The sequence below is a fragment of the Brevibacterium sp. HMSC08F02 genome (assembly GCF_001807555.1).
Lineage (GTDB): Bacteria > Actinomycetota > Actinomycetes > Actinomycetales > Brevibacteriaceae > Brevibacterium > Brevibacterium ravenspurgense.
The window spans coordinates 90,357-108,695 of record NZ_KV789346.1; the positions used below are offsets into that span (position 1 = coordinate 90,357).

Genomic DNA, 18,339 nt, shown 5'->3' on the forward strand with positions numbered 1-18,339 from the left:
GGTGATGAGCGTGACGCAGGCGTACACAGCCGAAATCGCACAGCGTTGGCAGCAGCTGTCAGGCAATCCCGGATCAGCTGCCCTTGTCAGCGCGTATTACCCGAATGTCACCGAAAGCGATTTCGAGGTGTACGGCCCAGAAGTGCTCGCGGCCACCCTCGACTACCACTTCGGTGTTGCCCAGCGCTTCGACGGCGAAGCGCCGCAGATTGACATTCACAACCCCGACGCAGAGGCCCCGGACTACACCGGCAACCGCACCATCATCGACATCGTCGTCGGTGACAAGCGGTTCCTCCTGTCCTCGATCGTCAACAAGATCTCCAGCCTCGGCTACGCCATCCGGGCCGTGCACCACCCCATCCTGCGCACCGTGCGCACCGGCGGCACCCTCGAAGTGATCGACCCCGCACAGCTGCGACAGACCACGACCGACACCTCGGCCCTGCCGATCATCTCGGCTGAGCTCAGCGAAGGCGGACAGTCGAACCCCGAATCATGGATCCACATCGAAATCGACCGGATCCCGGAAGAAGAGTTCGGCCAACTGCAGGAAACCCTCGCAAGCGTTGTCAGCATGCTCGGTGCGGCCAGCCGCGACTACCCGGCCATGCGCGACCGCGCCCGGGAAATCGCGGAAGGCCTGCGCGCAAACCCGCCGGCGGAAGACCTCGCAGACGAAGCCAGCGAAGCCGCCGCGCTGCTCGAATGGCTCGATGGGCGCTTCGCTTTCATGGGGTACCGCGAATACCGGCTGAAAGAAGTCGACGGCCAGTCTGTCCTCGAACCGATTGAGGCCACCGCGCTGGGCATTTCCGCTATGCGCAGCGCCACCACCTCACCGCTATCAGAAGCCGTTGCCGCGCATGCCTTGGACCGCCACGTGCTGGTCCTGACGAAGGCCAATTCGCGCTCCCACATCATCCGCCCTGACTACATGGACTACCTGGGTGTCAAAACCTTTGACGAAAACGGGCAGATCGTCGGCGAAAAGCGCTTCGTCGGGCTGTACACAACGTCCATGTACACCTCGTCAGTCCTCGACATCCCGGTCATCCGCGGCAAGGTCCGCGCGATCATCGAACGCTCCGGAATGTCCCGCGAATCGCACTCCGGTGACGAACTCCTGTCGGTGCTCGAAAGCTACCCGCGCGACGAAATCCTCCAGTCGACCATCGAAGACATCGAAAAGGTCGTCCTGCCGGTGGTCAACCTGCAGGAGAAGCGCGAAGCCAGCGTCTTCATCCGCCGTGACGAATACGAACGCTTCGTGTCCGTGCTCGTGTACGTGCCCCGCGACCTCTACGACACAGCTTCGCGCAAGCGCGTTGAGCGCGTCCTGCGTCAGCGCTACCGGGCTGAAAGCGTGGACTTCGACGTCCAGCTGAGCTCGTCCGCGCTCGCCCGCCTGCACTTCACCGCCCGGGTGGCCCGCAGCGAACCGCTTCCCGCGGTCGACTCCGCAGAAGTGGCCGACAGGATTCGGGCCGCCGTGCGGTCCTGGAGCGAAGACGTGCAGGAATTCCTCGCACCTTCGGGTACTCGTGTATCCCACAGCGATCAGGCCCGCGTGGCCCAGTGGGGCAACGCCTTCCCCGGCGCCTACGAAGAGTCCTACACGCCGCACGAGGCACTGACCGATATTGCGCGCTTTGAAGAGTGCGAACGTCTGGGCAGCGCACTCATGCGCTTTGAACCGGACTCCGAATATCTGCGCGAGGCAGGCATCGATCCTGACACCCTGCCGGACGACGCAGAACTCACCCGCGTGCGCATGCTGTTCTACAAGCGCAAGCCCGCGTCGCTGTCGACCATGCTGCCGCTGCTGTCGTCCATGGGCGGCGACATCATCGACGAACGCCCGTTCCGCCTGTCGCTCGGCGATGGCACACAGCGCTACCTGTACGACTTCGGCATCGAGTTCCCCACACCCATCACGCAGGCTGATTTCGGCCGTCTGGAAGGCGCCTACCTGGCCGGGTGGATGGAAGAACGCGAGTACGGTAACCTCGACCGCCTGCTGCTGGCGGGCCTGAACTGGCGTGAAGTCGAGATTCTGCGCGCAATCGTCCGCTACCTGCGCCAGGCCTCGGTGGCCTACTCCGACAGCTACATTGCGCGTGTGCTCGCGGCCAACACAGACCTTGCCCGCGGCCTGGTCGATCTGTTCGCCGCTAAGTTCGACCCGGACTTCGCCGGTGACCGCGAAGCCGCGGTCAGCGAACTCGAAGAGCGTGTCGAAGAAGGCCTGCGCGGCCTGTCAACCCTCGATGAGGACCGCATCGTGCGCTCCATGCTGGCCTTCATCAAGGCTGTTGTGCGCACCAACTTCTACCATCCGACCGACGGCACCCTGCCGACGGCGCTCGCGTTCAAACTGCTGCCGGACGAGCTGAGCTTCCTGCCGCTGCCGCGCCCGCAGATCGAAACCTGGGTCTATTCCCCGCGCGTTGAGGGCGTGCACCTGCGCTTCGGTGCGGTCGCCCGCGGCGGCCTGCGCTGGTCGGATCGCCGCGATGACTTCCGCACGGAAGCCCTCGGCTTGGCGAAGACCCAGATGGTCAAGAACGCCCTCATCGTGCCGGCGGGCGCGAAGGGCGGCTTCTACCCGAAGGGCCTACCGGTCGGCGACCCCGAAACTCGCGCCCAGTTGGGCCAGGCTGCCTATGAAGAGTTCATCGGCGCGCTGCTGGACATCACCGACAACCTCGATGCCGACGGCACGGCTGTCAGCCCTGAGCGCACCGTCATATACGACAGCGAAGACGCCTACCTCGTGGTCGCCGCAGACAAGGGCACGGCGCGCTTCTCCGACGTGGCCAACGCAATCTCGACCGCCCGCGGCTTCTGGCTGGGTGACGCCTTCGCCTCCGGTGGGTCGAACGGCTACGACCACAAGGAAATGGGCATCACCTCCCGAGGTGCCTGGAAGTCCACGGAGCGCCACTTCCGTGAGCTTGGGGTCAACACGGACGAAGACGACTTCACCGTCGTCGGCGTGGGCGACATGAGCGGAGATGTGTTCGGCAACGGCATGCTGCGCACACCCCACACCCGCCTGGTCGCAGCGTTTGACCACCGCGACATCTTCATCGACCCCAACCCGGATGCGGCCGCATCGTTCCAGGAGCGCAAGCGCCTGTACGACCTTCCCGGCTCGTCCTGGCAGGACTACTCGAAGGAGCTCATCTCCTCAGGCGGCGGCGTGTTCTCCCGCAGCGCCAAAGCCATCACGGTGAGTGAAGAGGCAGCCGAGGCCCTCGGAATCGAACCGGGCTCCACCTCGCCCGATGACCTGATCCGCGCAGTCCTGCGCGCCCCCGTCGACCTTCTGTACTTCGGCGGGATCGGCACCTACCTCAAGGCCACGGAAGAATCTGACCTCGACGTCGGCGACAAGGCCAACGACGCGATCCGCATCAACGGCGAAGACGTGCGCGCCCGCGTCGTAGTGGAGGGCGGCAACCTCGCCTGCACCCAGCGCGGACGCGTGGAAGCCGCCCGCAGCGGGGTGCGCATCAACACCGACGCAATCGACAATTCCGGCGGCGTTGACGCATCTGACCACGAAGTCAACATCAAACTGCTGCTCGAACAGGCCATCGCCGCAGGCGCCCTGGCCCGCGAAGACCGCAGCGGCCTGCTGCGCTCACTGCAGGATGACGTCGCACAGTCGGTGCTTGAGCACAACTACGCGCAGAATGCAGCCCTGGGCGACGCCGCGTGGAATGCCCGCGCTATGACGCAGACCCACGTGCGCCTCATGGGGTACCTCGAAGAGCACGCGGGGCTCGACCGCGAAGTCGAAGCGCTGCCCACCGACGCAGAGCTGACGGAGCGCCACGAAGCCGGCGGCGGCATCACAACGCCGGAAACTGCGGTGCTCCTGGCCTACGTCAAGATGGACGCCGGCAGCCAGATCTACAACTCGGCGGTGCCGGATGAAGCGTTTATGCGCCGGTACCTCGAGAGCTACTTCCCGGCATCACTTGCCGAGCAGTTCTCCGAGGTCCTGGCCTCCCACCCGCTGGCCCGCGAAATCGCGGTTTCGAACCTCGTCAACCGGATTGTGGACTTCGGCGGCATCAGCTATCTCTACCGTCTGCTGGAAGAGACCGGCACGAGTGTCGCCCACGCTGCCCGCGTCTACACGGTCGTCAACGAGCTGTTCAGCCTTGAGGCGCACCTGGATGACATCCGCACGCTCGACAACCGGGTGTCAGTCGATGTGCAGAAGCGCCTGCAGTACAACGCAGTACGCCTGCTTGACCGCGCATCGCGCTGGCTTATCCAGCAGGCGCCGGGTGAATTCGACGTGCTCAGCGCACTCGAGTACTACCAGGCCACTGTCGCTCAGCTGCGCGATCTCATGCCCTCAGTTCTGCAGGGCAAGGACCTGTCGGACTACGAAGCGAACAAGCAGGCGTACATCGACGAGGGCGTCCCGGAAGACGTCGCCGCTCGCGCAGCCGGGCTGCTCGATGAGTTCTCGCTGCTGGACATTGTGCAGATCGCCAGCCGCGTGGACCGTCCAGCACTCGACGTGGCCGCCGTCTACTACGGAATGTCGGCTCGCTTCCAGGCGGCGTCGCTGCTGAAGATGATCGGCAGGCTCGACCGCAGCAGCCGCTGGAAGGCTCTGGCGCGTGCGGCAACGCGCGACGAGTTCTACCAGGCCATGCACGGAATCGTCGTGTCTGTTTTCGATGTTTCGCACACAACAGCGCCGACGCTGGAAGACCGTGCGGCTGAGCGCATGGAGCAGTGGGAGTACACCAACCGCACGACCATGGAGCAGGTGGTGGAGCTCATTGACGAGATCAGCCGGATCGATGATCCCGGTCAGGCCCCGATTTCGGTTCTGCTGCGCATGCTGCGTTCGGTTGTCCGCTCCACCGAGTTCCAGTCTGAGGTTCGATGACGTTCACGGACCAGCTGCAGTCGGCGCCGTCGATCCGCGGGGAAGAAGACGCCGAGTGGATCCACCTGCTGGTAGGGGACTGGCAGCTCATTGCCGACCTGTCCTTTGCCGACCTCGTGCTGTGGGTTCCAGAGGAAGTCGATGGTGAGGAGAGCTTCCGCATCATCGCCCACTGCCGGCCCACCACGGGGGCGACGGTGTTCCACCGCGACCAGGTGGGGGAGCGTGCTGAGCCCTTGGTGCACGATCTTCTGGCGCGCGCCTACGCGGAGGGGCGGATTGTCGCCACTCACGAGGACGAATGTGACCTGGCCGAGGTCGAAGCGGTGCCGGTTAAGCGCGATGGTCGCACGATTGCGCTGCTGACCCGCCACACGCAGGGTGTCCGCCGCGGCGGTGTCAGCAGGCTGGAGCGGAACTACCGGCTGTGCGGGTCGACTCTTCTGGCGATGATCTCCGAAGGCTCTTTCCCCGGCACCGAGGCGCCGTCTGCTGCCCGCCGAGGTGAACCTCGGGTGGGGGACGGCTTGGTTGTGCTGGCTCGCGAGGGCCGGGTGCGGTACGTGTCGCCGAACGGGATTTCGGTTCTGCACAGACTGGGTCACGAAGGCGACATTGAGGGCCTCTACCTGGCTGAGATCGTGTCCGGGCTGATCAAACAGCAGCGGCCGGTCGATGAAGCTCTGCCGCTGGTGCTCACGGGGCGGGCCGCATGGCGCACCGAGGTCGAGGCGGGCCGGGTTGCCGTTTCGCTGCGCTCGGTACCGCTTTCGCGCGGTGGTGTGCGCACGGGGGCGCTTGTTCTGCTGCGCGACGTTTCGGAGATCCGCCGGCGTGAGCGCGATCTGCTCAGCCGTGACGCCATGATCCGCGAAGTGCATCACCGGGTGAAGAACAACCTGCAGACGGTGTCGGCGCTTCTGCGCCTGCAGCAGAGGCGAACGGAATCACCGCACGCCAAGGAGTCGCTTTCGGAGGCAATGCGCCGGGTCGAGATGATTTCGATTGTCCACGACGTGCTGTCGCAGGGCATCGAAACGGAAGTCAACTTCGATGAGATCGTCGACAAGGGCCTGCGCCTGACACCGGAGCTGGCTTCACCGAACATTCGGGTGGAGGTGAGCAGGCGCGGCAGCTTCGGGCCGATCAGCTCGGCTGATTCGACCGCTCTGGCTCTTGCGCTGACGGAACTGGTCACCAACGCTGTGGAACACGGCTTCGGAGGCTTCGACGAAGACGAAGAAGTTGAGGGGTCGGTGACCGTGACCCCTCGCCGCTATGACGATCGCCTCGAAGTGATCGTCGCAGACACCGGGGTGGGCATTTCCGGTGAGCGCGGTCCGGGTTCCGGCCTGGGCACCCAGATTGTGCGCACGCTCATCACCACCAACCTCGAGGGCAACATCGAATGGCGGCCGCGCCCCGGTGGCGGCACGGAAGCTGTTATTGATGTTCCGCTGCGCGAAGGCGAATAGCTGAAGCCCGGGGCAGCCGGGGAATTCCCGTACACACGCAGAAGCGGGGACTGAGTCACTCAGTCCCCGCTTGCGCTTTGCTTGATGTCAGCGTGCTCGGCGTGCGCGTGCAGCCCGACGTTTGAGGGCGCGGCGTTCGTCTTCGCTCATACCGCCCCACACACCGGCGTCCTGACCGGAGTCAAGAGCCCACTGCAGGCAGGTTTCAGCAACCTCGCAACGACGGCAGACACTTTTGGCCTCTTCGATTTGAAGCAGGGCCGGCCCCGTGTTTCCGATGGGGAAGAAGAGCTCGGGGTCCTCATTGAGGCACGCTGCGCGGTGGCGCCAGTCCATGATGTCCTTTCGTACGGTTGCCGTTAGGCAGGCGGCTGGTGAGGGCACCAAAGCATGCCTGATCCAGGGGTGTGGATGGAGGGAGCGGCGATGCTTCGAATGGCCTGTGTTTACAGCCTGTATTAAGGGTCACACACCGGGCACGCGTACACAAGGGGTTTGTTGTGTGAACTCCATGACAACTCTGGTTGGCCGCAGGGTGATGGCCGGTGCTGTTGGATGGGCGCACCCGGACCGGCCAGTTCGGTCGCCGCGGGAGTTTGCGATAATGCCCGTGTGAAGAATGTGCTTGATCCCTCGCAGAACCGTGTAGTCATCATCGGCGGTGGTCCCGGCGGATACGAAGCCGCTCTCGTCGCCGCTCAGATGGGCGGTGAAGTCATGCTCGTCGAAGCCAATCGCACCGGCGGTTCGGCAGTGTTGACCGACGTTGTGCCTTCGAAGTCCCTGATCGCAACGGCCGAGCTCATGGTCGAAATGGAATCGGCCTCCCACCTGGGGCTCGTCACCTCCGGAGATTCCGACGACTACGGCCTCGACGCTGATCTGGCTCAGATCAACGCGCGCATCAAGCGGCTTGCTGATGCCCAGGCGTCCGACATCAAGCAGGGTCTGCACGAAGCCGGCGTCAAAGTCATCAAGGGCCGCGGCCGTCTGGCCGGCCCGGATCTTGTCGATGTCACCGAGCCTGACGGCACGGAATACCAGCTCAAGGCCGACACCATTCTCGTCGCCGTCGGTGCGCATCCGCGCGAACTCGATACCGCCAAGCCGGACGGCGAGCGAATCCTCACATGGAAGCAGCTGTACGACCTTGACGAACTGCCCGAACACCTCGTGGTTGTCGGTTCGGGTGTGACGGGTGCCGAGTTCGCCTCGGCCTACCAGGCACTCGGCTGCGAAGTGACCCTGGTGTCGTCGCGAGACCAGGTGCTGCCCGGCAAGGACGAAGACGCCGCCGAAGTGCTTGAGAATGCTCTGCGCGGTCGCGGCATGAACGTTCTCAGCCGTTCGCGCGCAGCCTCTGTCACCCGCGACGGCGACAGCGTGACTGTCGAACTGGCTGACGGCCGCAAGGTCAAGTGCTCCCACTGCCTTATGGCGGTCGGCTCGATCCCGAACACCGACGACCTCGGTCTGGAGGACGTCGGAATCGCAGTGGAAGAATCCGGCCACATTGTCGTCGACCGTGTTTCGCGCACCACCGTTCCCGGCATCTACGCCGCCGGTGACTGCACACCCGTGCTGCCGCTGGCTTCAGTTGCCGCCATGCAGGGCCGCATCGCCATGTGGCACGCCTTCGGCGACGCGGTTATGCCGTTGAAGCTGCGCAATGTCGCATCCAACGTCTTCACGGCACCGGAAATCGCAACCGTAGGCTTTTCGCAGGCGGACATGGCTGAAGCCGGTCATGACGTCGAAGAGCTGCTGCAGCCGCTGCCCACCAACGCGCGCGCAAAAATGCAGGGCATCAAGGACGGCTTCGTCAAGATCTACGCTCGCCGCGGATCAGGTTCCGTGCTCGGCGGTGTTGTCGTCGGTCCGAAAGCATCTGAGCTCATCATGCCGATTACGGTTGCAGTCGAAAACCGCCTGACCGTCGATCAGCTCTCAGCATCCTTTGCCGTTTATCCGTCGCTGTCTGGTTCTATTACTGAGGCCGCCCGCCGTCTGCACCAGTCGGCAGGTCTCGACTTCTGAACCGCGGAAAACCTAGCCGCAGACAGGAGAAGAGCCGCACAGCAAAGGAGCCGCACTGAGCAGTGCGGCTCTTCTGCTGTCTGTTGGTCGTGCGGCCCCGGCTCCTCGTCTTCAGCACCCGCCCGGCTCCTCGTCTTCAGCACCCGCCCGGCACCTCGGCCTTCAGCACTCACCCGGCACCTCGGCATTCAGCACTCACCCGGCACCTCGGCCTTCAGCACCCGCCCACGCTTTAGCAACGGATCCACGCTTTAGCAGTGGTTGCTAAGGCACGGATCCCGGCTATTGGGTGTTTTTGTGTGGCTAAGGCGTGGATTCCGTCTAACGGGTGCGCCGAAAGCTGGCCCGTACGCTCGGCAGGCAGGCCTTAGGAGGCGAAGGTGATGAGCGTCGTTCCTGATTTTACGGAGGCGCCTGCCTCGACCAACACGTCGCTCACGACACCCTCGCGGGTGGCCTTGAGCGGCTGTTCCATCTTCATGGCCTCAATGACGGCCAGCGTCTGACCTTCAGATACCGAATCGCCGGCTGCCACCTCGACGGACACGATGGTGCCCTGCATGGGAGCTGCCAGTTCAGCCGATTCGTTCGAACGGCGCGATCCCTTGCGGCGCAGACGACGGGCGGGACGCTCAGCGGGGACCGCGCTGCCGTTGCCGGCAGCGGCAAGCTCCTTGGGAACCTTGACCGTCAGGCGGTGTCCGTCAACCTCGACGACAACATCGACCGAACTGGTTTCGGGACCGGTCTCACCCGGTGTTGAGGCGGGAATGTCGAAGTTCGGGACGTATTCCGTCTGCAGCCATTCGGTTGACACCGAGAAGTCGTCGGCAAAAGCCGGTTCGTTCACCAGTGCGCGGTGCAGCGGCAGAAGTGTGGCCACGCCTTCCAGGACGTATTCGTCCAGGGCGCGGCGTGCACGCGCGAGAGCCTGCTGGCGGTCTTCGCCGGTCACGATGAGCTTAGCGAGCATGGGGTCGAAGTCAGAGGTGACGAAACGACCGACCTCCACACCGGAGTCCATGCGCACACCCGGGCCTGCGGGTTCGCGCAGAGCCGTGATCTTGCCGGTTGCCGGGAAGAAGTTCTGGGCGGGGTCTTCGGCGTTGATGCGGAACTGGATGGCGTGACCGCGGGGAGCGGGGAAGGATTCGGGCAGCGATTCACCCTGGGCGATCTTCAGCTGCCATGCGACCAGGTCGATGCCGGCAACTTCCTCCGTGATGGTGTGCTCCACCTGGATGCGGGCATTGGTTTCCATGAACGACAGCGTGCCGTTGTCGCCCATGAGGAACTCACACGTGGCCGCACCCACGTAGCCGACGGCGCGCAGAATGTTTTCAGTCGCCTCTGTCAGCGTGGCGACCTGTTCGTCGCTGAGGAACGGTGCCGGCGCCTCTTCGATGATCTTCTGGTTGCGGCGCTGCAGTGTGCAGTCGCGGGTCGAGCCGATGAGGATCCGTCCGGCGGCATCGGCAATTGCCTGAACCTCGATGTGGCGGGGGCGGAGGATCTGCTGTTCAACCAGCACGTCGTCGCGGCCGAAAGCGGCTTTGGCTTCGCGGCCGGCGGATTCGTAGGCATGCGGCAGTTCGGCGCGGCTTGCTGCCGTGCGGAAGCCGCGTCCGCCGCCGCCGTGGACTGCTTTGATGACGACGGGGTAGCCGATTTCGTCGGCCACGGCCAGAGCGTCGCCGACGTTCTCGACAGGGCCGTTGGAGCCGCGCGTGGTGGGAGCGCCGACTTCGCGGGCCACGGCGCGGGCGTTGGCTTTGTCTGCAAGACCGGCGATGGCCGCCGGGGGAGGTCCGACCCACACGAGCCCCGCATCGATGACCGCCTGCGCGAATTCGGGGCTTTCTGCCAGGTACCCGTAGCCGGGGTGAACGGCTTCGGCGCCGGAGCGTTCCGCGATTGTGAGGATGGAGTCGATGTCGAGGTAGGTTTCAGCCGCGCCGTTGCCGGGCATGAGCCAGGCGTCGTCGGCGTAGCGGACGAAGTCGGCGTCGGAGTCGGGTGTCGTGTATGCGGCGATCGCGGTCAGGCCGAGATCGTGGCATGCCCGGACAACCCGGAGGGCGATTTCACCGCGATTGGCGATGAGCACCCGCGTGAACGGCTTTGTGTTCACCGTTGCGGAAAAGGTCGACGACATTCGCTCTCCTGTGGGGATCGGGGATAGACACAGCAAATCTAGTGATAGGCACTAATAGTTTGTGTGTTGAAGACAAAAGCAGGGGAAAAGCTTTTGTCGCAAGCATTGTGCGCGCGTGTCTTCTGTGGGTTGGCCTACCTGTCAGCCCGGTGCGTGCTGGGGGCCATCCACGTGACCGCTCACACGGCACCGACAGCGTCAGCGCTCACACGCTGGCACCGGACGCCCTGTTCCAAAGGGAGTGCCATTCGATGCCCAGCTGTCGGCACATATCGCGCAGCAGTGGAACCGACATGCCCAGGACGTTGGTGTGATCACCCTCGATCCTGGTGACAAAAGCGGCCCCGTAGCCGTCGATCGTGAGCCCTCCTGCCACCTCGAGAGGCTCCTCGGTTCCCACATAGGCATCGATCTCAGCATCTGTGAGTTCAGCGGTGGTGATCAGCGTGGAGCCCACGGCCTCCGCGGAGTCCTCAACAGAAGGTGCACCGCCGTCGCTTACGCGGCTCAAACGCGCCATGAAGATGCCGCTGTGCAGATGAGCGGTGCGTCCGCCCATGCCCCGCCACAGTGCGCGCGCCCTTTCCGGTGTGTGCGGTTTGCCGACGGCCCGCCCGTCAAGTTCCAGCATGGAATCCGATGCAATGAGCACAACCGGTTCACCGGTGCGGCCCGGCAGACTGTCAGCGGTCAGTTCGCTGATGACCGCACGGCCCTTAGCGGTGGCCAGGACGGCGGTCTGCTCAGCGGTGGTGAGTTCGCGGCCGCGCTCCTGTTCTGCCCGGGCAAGGGCCGCGTCTTCGTCAACGCCGGACACGATGACTGTCGGTTCGACGCCGGCTGCCCGCAGGATCGACAGGCGGGAGGGAGACCCGGATGCGAGGATCACTGCGGTCATACTGTGCTCTCCTGTTCTTCCCCCGCGGCTTCTTCTGCCGCACGGTTCCGAGGTGCCCGGGCGGCCTGCCTTTCCAAGGCCTGTGTGGGTGCAGGGGGAGTTGACGAGGGCTGGGAAGGATGGGCGATCGCGGTGGGGAACTCCATGACGCGGGCGGCTGTTGTGATGACACCCGAGGCGATCTGAGCGCTTCCGAAGCGGGATGGGTAGCGGCCTTCGGGTGCCAGCAGGCTCACTCGCGAGGTGCCGGAAAGCAGGTTGGTGAGGCTGATGGGGACCGCATTGGTCGACAGGGCGGCGACAGTCTGCGATCCGGCAAGAACACGCGATGAGCGGCGCAGGACTGTGCGCACGGGATTGCGCAGACCCGGCAGCCCGCCGAGGTTCGGAGTGGTGAGAACAAGGACCCTGTAGTGGCCTTCAACCTGCAGTCGGTTGATGGCGTTGGTGAGGATCGGCAGGCCGATTGTGCCTTTGACCGGATGGACCACATCGGCTGTGCCCATTGAGATAACGGCCAGGCGAAGCTGCGATCCGCCGGGTGTGCGCTCCATGGTCGCATCGGCCAGCAGCTCCGAAACCTGGGAGGCAACAGCGGAAGCTCCGACGGCGGGAACAGCAAGGCTGCGCAGGCGCACGGGTGACTGTGCCAGAGCGGCAAAGCCCCGGGCAATGCGCACAGCCGGGTGATCGGCGGCTTTTTCAAGGCCGATGCCGGACAGCCACGAATCCCCGATGACGGCAACGGCGGGCAGGCCGCTGTCCTCAGCGCTCAGCGGGCCGCGTGAGCCGTCTTCGCTCACGACGGCGGCATGGGGATATTTTCGCCGCTGCGCATCGGCGCGGAACGCGCGGCGAACACGCTTCGACTGTGCGCGCAGAATTCCCGATCCGGCTCCCACTGCAGCACCGGCTGTCGTTCCGGCTGCGAGTATCGCTTTCCAGCTGTTCTTCACAATTCCACTCTAACCGTCCCGAAGACGGCGGCGTACGCACAGGACACACCTCGCGTTCGGCCAGCCGGGAGCGCTGAAACGGCGTGCAGGATATAGCCTGGTCTCATGACGAAGAAGAGCTCCAAAGAACAGCCGGGAACAGCGGTCAAGCCGCTGACGGATCCCGCTATGGCTGACGCGTACCGTCTGCAGTCGCGAAGCTATGTTCCCTTTGTATCGCGCGGACTGCGCTTGGCCGCAGCGTGGAGCTGGCGCTCGCTTGTTGTTTTGGCAGCGGTTGCGGTTCTTCTGTGGCTCCTGGGGAAGGTCACGTACGTTCTCATTCCGCTGCTTGTCGCCCTGCTCATTTCGGCACTGCTGACTCCGCTGGTGAATTTCTTGGTGCGTCACAAGTGGCCGCGTGCAGCTGCTGCCGCGACGGTGCTGCTGAGCTTCATCCTTGTGGTGGTTGGCCTGCTTGCGCTCGTCGGCCAGCAGCTTGTCACCGGCATCATCGATCTGACGTCAACCACCATGAAGGGTGTTGACGCCATTGCCACGTGGCTTCAGTCAAACCCGCTGGGCCTGGATTCAAGCGTGATCGCACAGGCTGTTGCTGACGGAACACAGCAGGTCAACACCTTCCTCAGCGAGCAGAAGGGCAAAATCGCAACGGGTGTTGTGGGTGCTGCGACGAGTGTCGGCAGCTTCTTCGCAGGCATGCTGATTTCGCTGTTCGCCACCTTCTTCTTCCTTCTCGAAGGATCCACCATCGCCCGCTGGATCACCCGTCTGCTGCCGGTGCCGGCGCGCGAACCTGCGCTCGGAGCTGCCACTCGCGGGTGGGTGGCACTGGGCCAGTACGCCCGAATTCAGGTGATCGTCGCAGCGGTGGATGCTCTGGGCATCGGCATCGGCGCGCTCATTCTGGGTGTGCCGCTCGTCATTCCGCTGACGGTGCTGATCTTCCTGGCATCCTTCATCCCGATTGTCGGTGCGGTTGCAACGGGCATCATCGCGGTTCTGCTGGCACTGGTGGCCAAGGGATTTGTCCATGCGATCGTCATGCTTGCCATCGTTCTTTTTGTACAGCAGGTCGAAAGCAACGTGCTCCAGCCGTTCCTCATGGGCAAGGCGGTTTCTGTTCACCCGCTGGCCGTTGTTCTCGCAGTGGCCGTCGGCTCCTACCAGTTCGGCATTGTCGGCGCCCTGTTCGCCGTGCCGGTAGTCGCTTCTGTATCCGCCGCCATCGGCTATCTTGCCGAACTGTCCTCCCAGCAGATGCTTGCCGACGCCCGGCGTGAAGGCGTGATTGCTCCCGGGGAGGGCCCCGAGTTGCCGGATGATGACTCATCGACCCAGGCGGGGTCGTCTCAAGATCGTCGGCGCACCGTCATCATCTCCGATTTCGAAGAGGGCAAACCGGCTGACTGAGCTCAGTGATTCTGAGCCCGCTGATTCTGACTGAGTCTGTGAGGTTCTGACTGGGTTCAGCCTGAACACAAAGACGGCGGGAGCAGACAGTGTGTCTGTTCCCGCCGTCAGTGTTTTGGGAAGTCTGCTTTCCGCTGTTTCAGGTGATCAGTAAGCTTTGGCCGACTTCACGGTGACGGTGATCTTCCGGCCGTTGGGTGCTTCGTATTCGACGTCGTCGCCGACTTTCGCACCGTTGACCGCTTTGCCAAGCGGCGACTGTTCGGAGAAGACCTCAACCTTGTCCTCTTCCGAGATGATTTCGCGCGAACCCAGCAGGAACTCCATCTTGCGGCCGTTCATTTCGACCACGATGAGCTTGCCGGGGCCTGCGATTTTGTCGTCCGCATCGGCTTCGCCGACTTCTGCGTTGCGCAGCAGCTCTTCGAGCTGGCGGATACGAGCTTCCATCTGGCCCTGTTCGTCGCGGGCAGCGTGGTAGCCGCCGTTTTCTTTGAGGTCGCCCTCTTCGCGTGCCGCGTCAATGCGCTCGGCGATTTCTGCGCGGCCCGGGCCCTGGAGGTGCTCGAGTTCCTTCGTCAGGCGCTCGTGGGCCTCTTTGGTCAGCCACGTCTTGTCGCCGACGTTTTCCTCAGCCATGCTGTTTCCTCCTCAGGCGCTGCACCGTGCAGCGCTTGTCTACGTGAAATCCCGGGTCCGCAGGGGACCCGGGATGGTGATTCGGCTATCTTAGCTGACGAACCAGCAGGATTCTAAGTGTCCCTGTACGGCCCGCTGGGTCGTGTTGACCTCGACTTCCTGATGGAACAGATCTGACGAGGCGGTGTCGGGTGACGCTGGGATCGTCACTTCGCGGTAGCCCACCACGGCTTCGAAATCGTTCTTGGCAACAACTGAGCACACGGAGTCCCGTTCGCGATCCGGGCGGATGTTGAATGTCACGACCGCGCGGTTGGAGTCGATGGCCTCAAACGAAACATTGGACGCTGTGGTCGGTGCGCCGGCCGGGCGGAACGCGAAGAAAGCAGCCCCGATTGCAATGAGTACGGTGACGATGCCGGCGACGATGAGCAGAGGGCGCTTATTCAGCTTCGTGCCCTGATAGCCGGGTGCACGACCCCCGTATCTTTCGCTCACAGCCGACCTTTCTGTCAAGCGTCTACCTTCGACGTACTAGTCTAGAGTAGTCATTTCCGCCGGGAGCGACCCCGCGCCCTCATGGAGGTCCACGTGAAGCCAACCGCGCCGTATTCGCAGCTGCGCATGCTTGCAGTGCATGCTCACCCTGACGACGAATCGTCTAAGGGAGGTGCGACGACGGCGCTCTACACGACACTCGGAGCGCAGGTCACGATCGCCACGATGACCGGTGGGGAAGCGGGCTCGATTCTCAACCCTGCTCTCGAGGGAAGCCCCGCGGCCATTCGCGACATCGCGGGTCTGCGCCGGGACGAAATGGCGCGTGCCGCACAGCGTCTTGGTGCTCAGCACAAGTGGATCGGCTTCGTTGATTCGGGCCTGCCCGAAGGCGGCTTCGACGATATTGATCACGGAACGTTCTGGACCGCTCCGACAGAAGTCGCGGCACGGCCCCTGGTCCACCTCATCCGCCAACTGCGCCCGCACGTGGTGACGACCTATGACGAACTCGGCGGGTACCCCCACCCGGACCACATCCGCGCTCACGAAGCCACGATGCTCGCAGTCCAGATGGCAGCTGATGCTGACTGCAACCCCGAACTGGGCGAGGCCTGGCAGGTACCGAAGGTCTACTACAACATGGACCTCACGCCGGCTAAGTGGATGCACATTCACGGCATCATGGCGAAACTGGGTGCTGAATCGCCCCTGAGTGCTGAACGCCAGGAGCGCATCCGCACCTCGGCGAACAAACGCGACTACAAGCTGACCGCATCAATCCCCGCGGGGGCCTTCTTGGAAACCGCGGCAGAAGCGCTGCGCGCTCACGCAACCCAGATCGACCCCAGCAGCGGGTTCTTCTCGGAAGTGCAGATGATGGCTGAACAGTACTGGCCCACAGAAGAGTTCGAACTCGCCGTCGACAACACCGGCAGGGACGGCGATTTCGGCGAGTTCTCCGAACATGACCTGTTTGAGGGAATCACACTCGAAGACGGCACCGTCGTAGCGCCGGGAGACCTGAAAGCCGCCATGCGCACAGCCGGAATCGAGATCGTCGAACCCGCCCAGAAACTCCAAGGAGAATGATGCTCGACACCATCGTCTTCGCCGTGGCACAGCAACAGCCGCCGAAAATGCCGGACCCCGTGCTGGTCACCCCCGGCACAATCGGGTTCGTCGCCACAGCGCTTGTTGTGGTTGCAACGATCTTCCTCATCCGCGACGCCGTACGCCGCATCCGCCGCATTCGCGCACGCGACGGCGCACGGGTCGAATACACCATTCCGCTGCGCAAAGACGGCGACCTCGAAGGACAGCAGTCAGCCCGCCCCGACTGGCAGGGACCGGAAGAGAGGCAGGACGGCGACAGCGGACAAACCGGACCCGAAGACACCCGCACAGACAGCTGAAAGCTGATCGGCGCCTTTAAGAGGAATGCTAAAAGATCGGGGTGACTGCCTGACAGGGCAGTCGCCCCGCTTTTATATGGCCATAGCGGAGGCGGTGAGCACAGCCGCCAAATGACAGCCGTAGCCGACCACCGTGCAGGCGTGGAAGATCTCGTGGAAGCCGAAGGCTCCCGGCACCGGATTGGGGCGCTTGAGCCCGTAGATGACAGCTCCGGCAATGTAGAACGCCCCGCCGATCACAATCAGGATTCCCGCCGCGAGGTTTGCCATCCACATGTGCGGCACATAGCCGACCCCGGCCACTCCGATGCCGATGTAGACCGGGACGAACAGCGCTCGCGGGGCTGACGTCCAGATGAGCCGGAACGCGACACCGGCAGCCGCCCCAACCCACATGACGGTCAGGAGGATGAGCGCCTCGCCAGGCGGCAGCAAGAGCAGTGCCAGGGGAGTGTAGGTGCCGGCGATGATGAGGAAGATATTGGCGTGGTCGAACCTGCGCAGCAACAGACGAATGCGCATGCGCCACGGCCCACGGTGATACACGGCCGACGTACCGAACAGCAGCATGCCGGTCAGGGAAAAAACAGCAGCACCCAGGCGCACCCCGACGGTCGGACCGAGGATGACGGCAGCCAAGCCGCCGATGACGGCAAGAGGGAACGCTCCGACGTGAATCCACCCGCGCCACGACGTTTTCTTCTGCCCGGCCATGCGGCCCAGCTCAGTGCGAAGAAAGGCTCGCCTGCGGCGTGACATGCGGCTGCGCGACACAGAGACCCTGCGGCCGGGGGCAGCGGTTTCTTCACGTGGACGATCGTCCGGAACAAGGGCCGAGGCGGTGGTTTGGTGCTCCATATGTGAAGTCTATGTTGTGGGTCTGACAGAAGCGTGGGCATTCCACAGGGCGGTCCCTGCTATCCATTAGATTAGGTACGCACCCACAAACACACGGTGGATGCGGGATGTGATGGGCTGAATGCCTGCACGAGTGAAACGTCCGCACGGGAGAAAGGCCGAAAGATGAAAGCACCGAAAACACCGCGTGCTGGTTCATCCACGGGCCTGCTGCACTGGCTGTACAACCGGCTCATGGTCAAATCCCTGCAGCCGGACACCGCGATTCCCCGACACATCGGCGTCATTACCGACGGCAACCGCCGCTGGGCGCGCGAATTCGGCGCAACCACCGAGCAGGGCCACCGGGCCGGAGCTCAGAAGATCATCGACTTCTTGGGCTGGTGCGATGAAATCGGCGTCGAAATGGTCACCCTCTACGTCCTGTCGAAGGAGAACCTGGCCCGTGCCGAAGAAGAAGTTGCGGCGCTGACCGAAATCATCGGCGACCTTGTCGACGAAATCGCAGACACCGAGTGGTACTCCGTCAACCTTGTGGGCAACCTCGAACTTCTTCCCGGTGCTCTGCGCAGCAGACTGCAGGCGGCTCAGGAACGGTCGGCTGGAGCGTCTGAAACCGCTTCGAGAGTCGCGGTTAACATTGCCGTCGGCTACGGAGGGCGGGCTGAGATCATTGATGCGATCCGTTCCTATCTTCAGGCGGAACTCGAATCCGGGCGAGACCTCAGCTGTGCAATCGACGATGTTTCCGAAGAGAAGCTGTCAGAGCACCTGTACACGAAGGGCCAGCCGGACCCGGATCTGATCATCCGGTCGTCGGGCGAACAGCGTCTGTCAGGCTTTCTTATGTGGCAGAGCGCTTATTCAGAGTTCTATTTCTGTGAGGCCTACTGGCCGGCTTTCCGCAAGACAGACTTTCTGCGCGCGGTGCGCGACTACTCGAACCGTTCACGCCGCTTCGGCCGCTGACGGGGTAAAGGTTGGAGGGCGAAATCGTCACCGGGGCGTGGCGCCTAAAGCTATAAGGCAGCTAAAAGACGGGCGCCCGCCGACTCCGTGTGGAGCCGGCGGGCG

Annotated in this window: 14 protein-coding genes; 7 read left to right on the forward strand and 7 right to left on the reverse strand. The window is 63.6% G+C overall.

The features are described 5' to 3' along the window. Nucleotides 1-4: 4 nt before the first annotated feature. Together HMPREF3172_RS03250 and HMPREF3172_RS03255 are read left to right on the forward strand one after the other, a co-directional pair. Nucleotides 5-4,921, forward strand: coding sequence for an NAD-glutamate dehydrogenase (locus HMPREF3172_RS03250; protein ID WP_070515386.1), 4,917 nt, complete (start codon nucleotides 5-7; stop codon nucleotides 4,919-4,921). Beyond that, nucleotides 4,918-6,396 carry a sensor histidine kinase gene (locus HMPREF3172_RS03255; protein WP_070515388.1) on the forward strand — a complete coding sequence of 493 codons (1,479 nt, stop codon included), beginning with the start codon at nucleotides 4,918-4,920 and terminating at the stop codon, nucleotides 6,394-6,396. Before HMPREF3172_RS03250 ends, HMPREF3172_RS03255 begins: the two co-directional genes overlap by 4 nt. 87 nt (nucleotides 6,397-6,483) lie before the next feature. Here HMPREF3172_RS03255 and HMPREF3172_RS03260 read toward each other — a convergent pair whose 3' ends face one another. After that, nucleotides 6,484-6,732 (reverse strand): WhiB family transcriptional regulator, encoded by a 249-nt coding sequence (locus HMPREF3172_RS03260; protein ID WP_019175610.1) that lies wholly within the window; start codon nucleotides 6,730-6,732, stop codon nucleotides 6,484-6,486. 276 nt (nucleotides 6,733-7,008) lie between these two features. On the opposite strand from HMPREF3172_RS03260, the gene HMPREF3172_RS03265 reads away from it, so the two are divergent. Further along, nucleotides 7,009-8,433, forward strand: coding sequence for an NAD(P)H-quinone dehydrogenase (locus tag HMPREF3172_RS03265; protein WP_070428967.1), 1,425 nt, complete (start codon nucleotides 7,009-7,011; stop codon nucleotides 8,431-8,433). 367 nt (nucleotides 8,434-8,800) lie between these two features. Here the strand turns inward: HMPREF3172_RS03265 and HMPREF3172_RS03270 are convergent, their stop codons facing one another. From HMPREF3172_RS03270 to HMPREF3172_RS03280, 3 genes are all read right to left on the reverse strand, one after another. Beyond that, entirely contained in the window at nucleotides 8,801-10,588 is a 1,788-nt protein-coding gene (locus HMPREF3172_RS03270; protein ID WP_070515390.1) for an acetyl/propionyl/methylcrotonyl-CoA carboxylase subunit alpha, read from the reverse strand. 205 nt (nucleotides 10,589-10,793) lie between these two features. Further along, on the reverse strand, nucleotides 10,794-11,486 hold the full coding sequence (locus tag HMPREF3172_RS03275; RefSeq protein ID WP_070515392.1) for a Maf family protein: 693 nt from the start codon (nucleotides 11,484-11,486) through the stop codon (nucleotides 10,794-10,796). Then, complete coding sequence (locus tag HMPREF3172_RS03280) at nucleotides 11,483-12,442, reverse strand: SGNH/GDSL hydrolase family protein (RefSeq protein ID WP_070515393.1); 960 nt, start codon at nucleotides 12,440-12,442, stop codon at nucleotides 11,483-11,485. Before HMPREF3172_RS03280 ends, HMPREF3172_RS03275 begins: the two co-directional genes overlap by 4 nt. Nucleotides 12,443-12,547: 105 nt before the next feature. On the opposite strand from HMPREF3172_RS03280, the gene HMPREF3172_RS03285 reads away from it, so the two are divergent. Continuing rightward, nucleotides 12,548-13,855, forward strand: a complete 1,308-nt coding sequence (locus tag HMPREF3172_RS03285; RefSeq protein WP_070515395.1) for an AI-2E family transporter — start codon at nucleotides 12,548-12,550, stop codon at nucleotides 13,853-13,855. 147 nt (nucleotides 13,856-14,002) lie between these two features. Here the strand turns inward: HMPREF3172_RS03285 and greA are convergent, their stop codons facing one another. After that, entirely contained in the window at nucleotides 14,003-14,494 is a 492-nt protein-coding gene (gene greA / locus HMPREF3172_RS03290) for a transcription elongation factor GreA (protein ID WP_062019779.1), read from the reverse strand. 90 nt (nucleotides 14,495-14,584) lie between these two features. Next, a complete protein-coding gene (locus HMPREF3172_RS03295) occupies nucleotides 14,585-14,992 on the reverse strand; it encodes a DUF4307 domain-containing protein (RefSeq protein ID WP_070515397.1) in 408 nt (135 codons plus the stop codon). A gap of 93 nt (nucleotides 14,993-15,085) precedes the next feature. Here HMPREF3172_RS03295 and mca point away from each other — a divergent pair, with 93 nt between their 5' ends. After that, nucleotides 15,086-16,084: a mycothiol conjugate amidase Mca gene (gene mca, locus HMPREF3172_RS03300; protein WP_083272141.1), complete on the forward strand. Its 999-nt coding sequence runs from the start codon at nucleotides 15,086-15,088 to the stop codon at nucleotides 16,082-16,084. Further along, nucleotides 16,084-16,407: a hypothetical protein gene (locus tag HMPREF3172_RS03305; protein ID WP_019175601.1), complete on the forward strand. Its 324-nt coding sequence runs from the start codon at nucleotides 16,084-16,086 to the stop codon at nucleotides 16,405-16,407. Before mca ends, HMPREF3172_RS03305 begins: the two co-directional genes overlap by 1 nt. A 72-nt stretch (nucleotides 16,408-16,479) precedes the next feature. Here the strand turns inward: HMPREF3172_RS03305 and HMPREF3172_RS03310 are convergent, their stop codons facing one another. Next, nucleotides 16,480-17,265, reverse strand: a complete 786-nt coding sequence (locus HMPREF3172_RS03310) for a PAQR family membrane homeostasis protein TrhA (protein ID WP_070515399.1) — start codon at nucleotides 17,263-17,265, stop codon at nucleotides 16,480-16,482. Nucleotides 17,266-17,430: 165 nt separating this feature from the next. On the opposite strand from HMPREF3172_RS03310, the gene uppS reads away from it, so the two are divergent. After that, complete coding sequence (uppS, locus tag HMPREF3172_RS03315) at nucleotides 17,431-18,234, forward strand: polyprenyl diphosphate synthase (protein WP_070515401.1); 804 nt, start codon at nucleotides 17,431-17,433, stop codon at nucleotides 18,232-18,234. Nucleotides 18,235-18,339 lie beyond the last annotated feature (105 nt).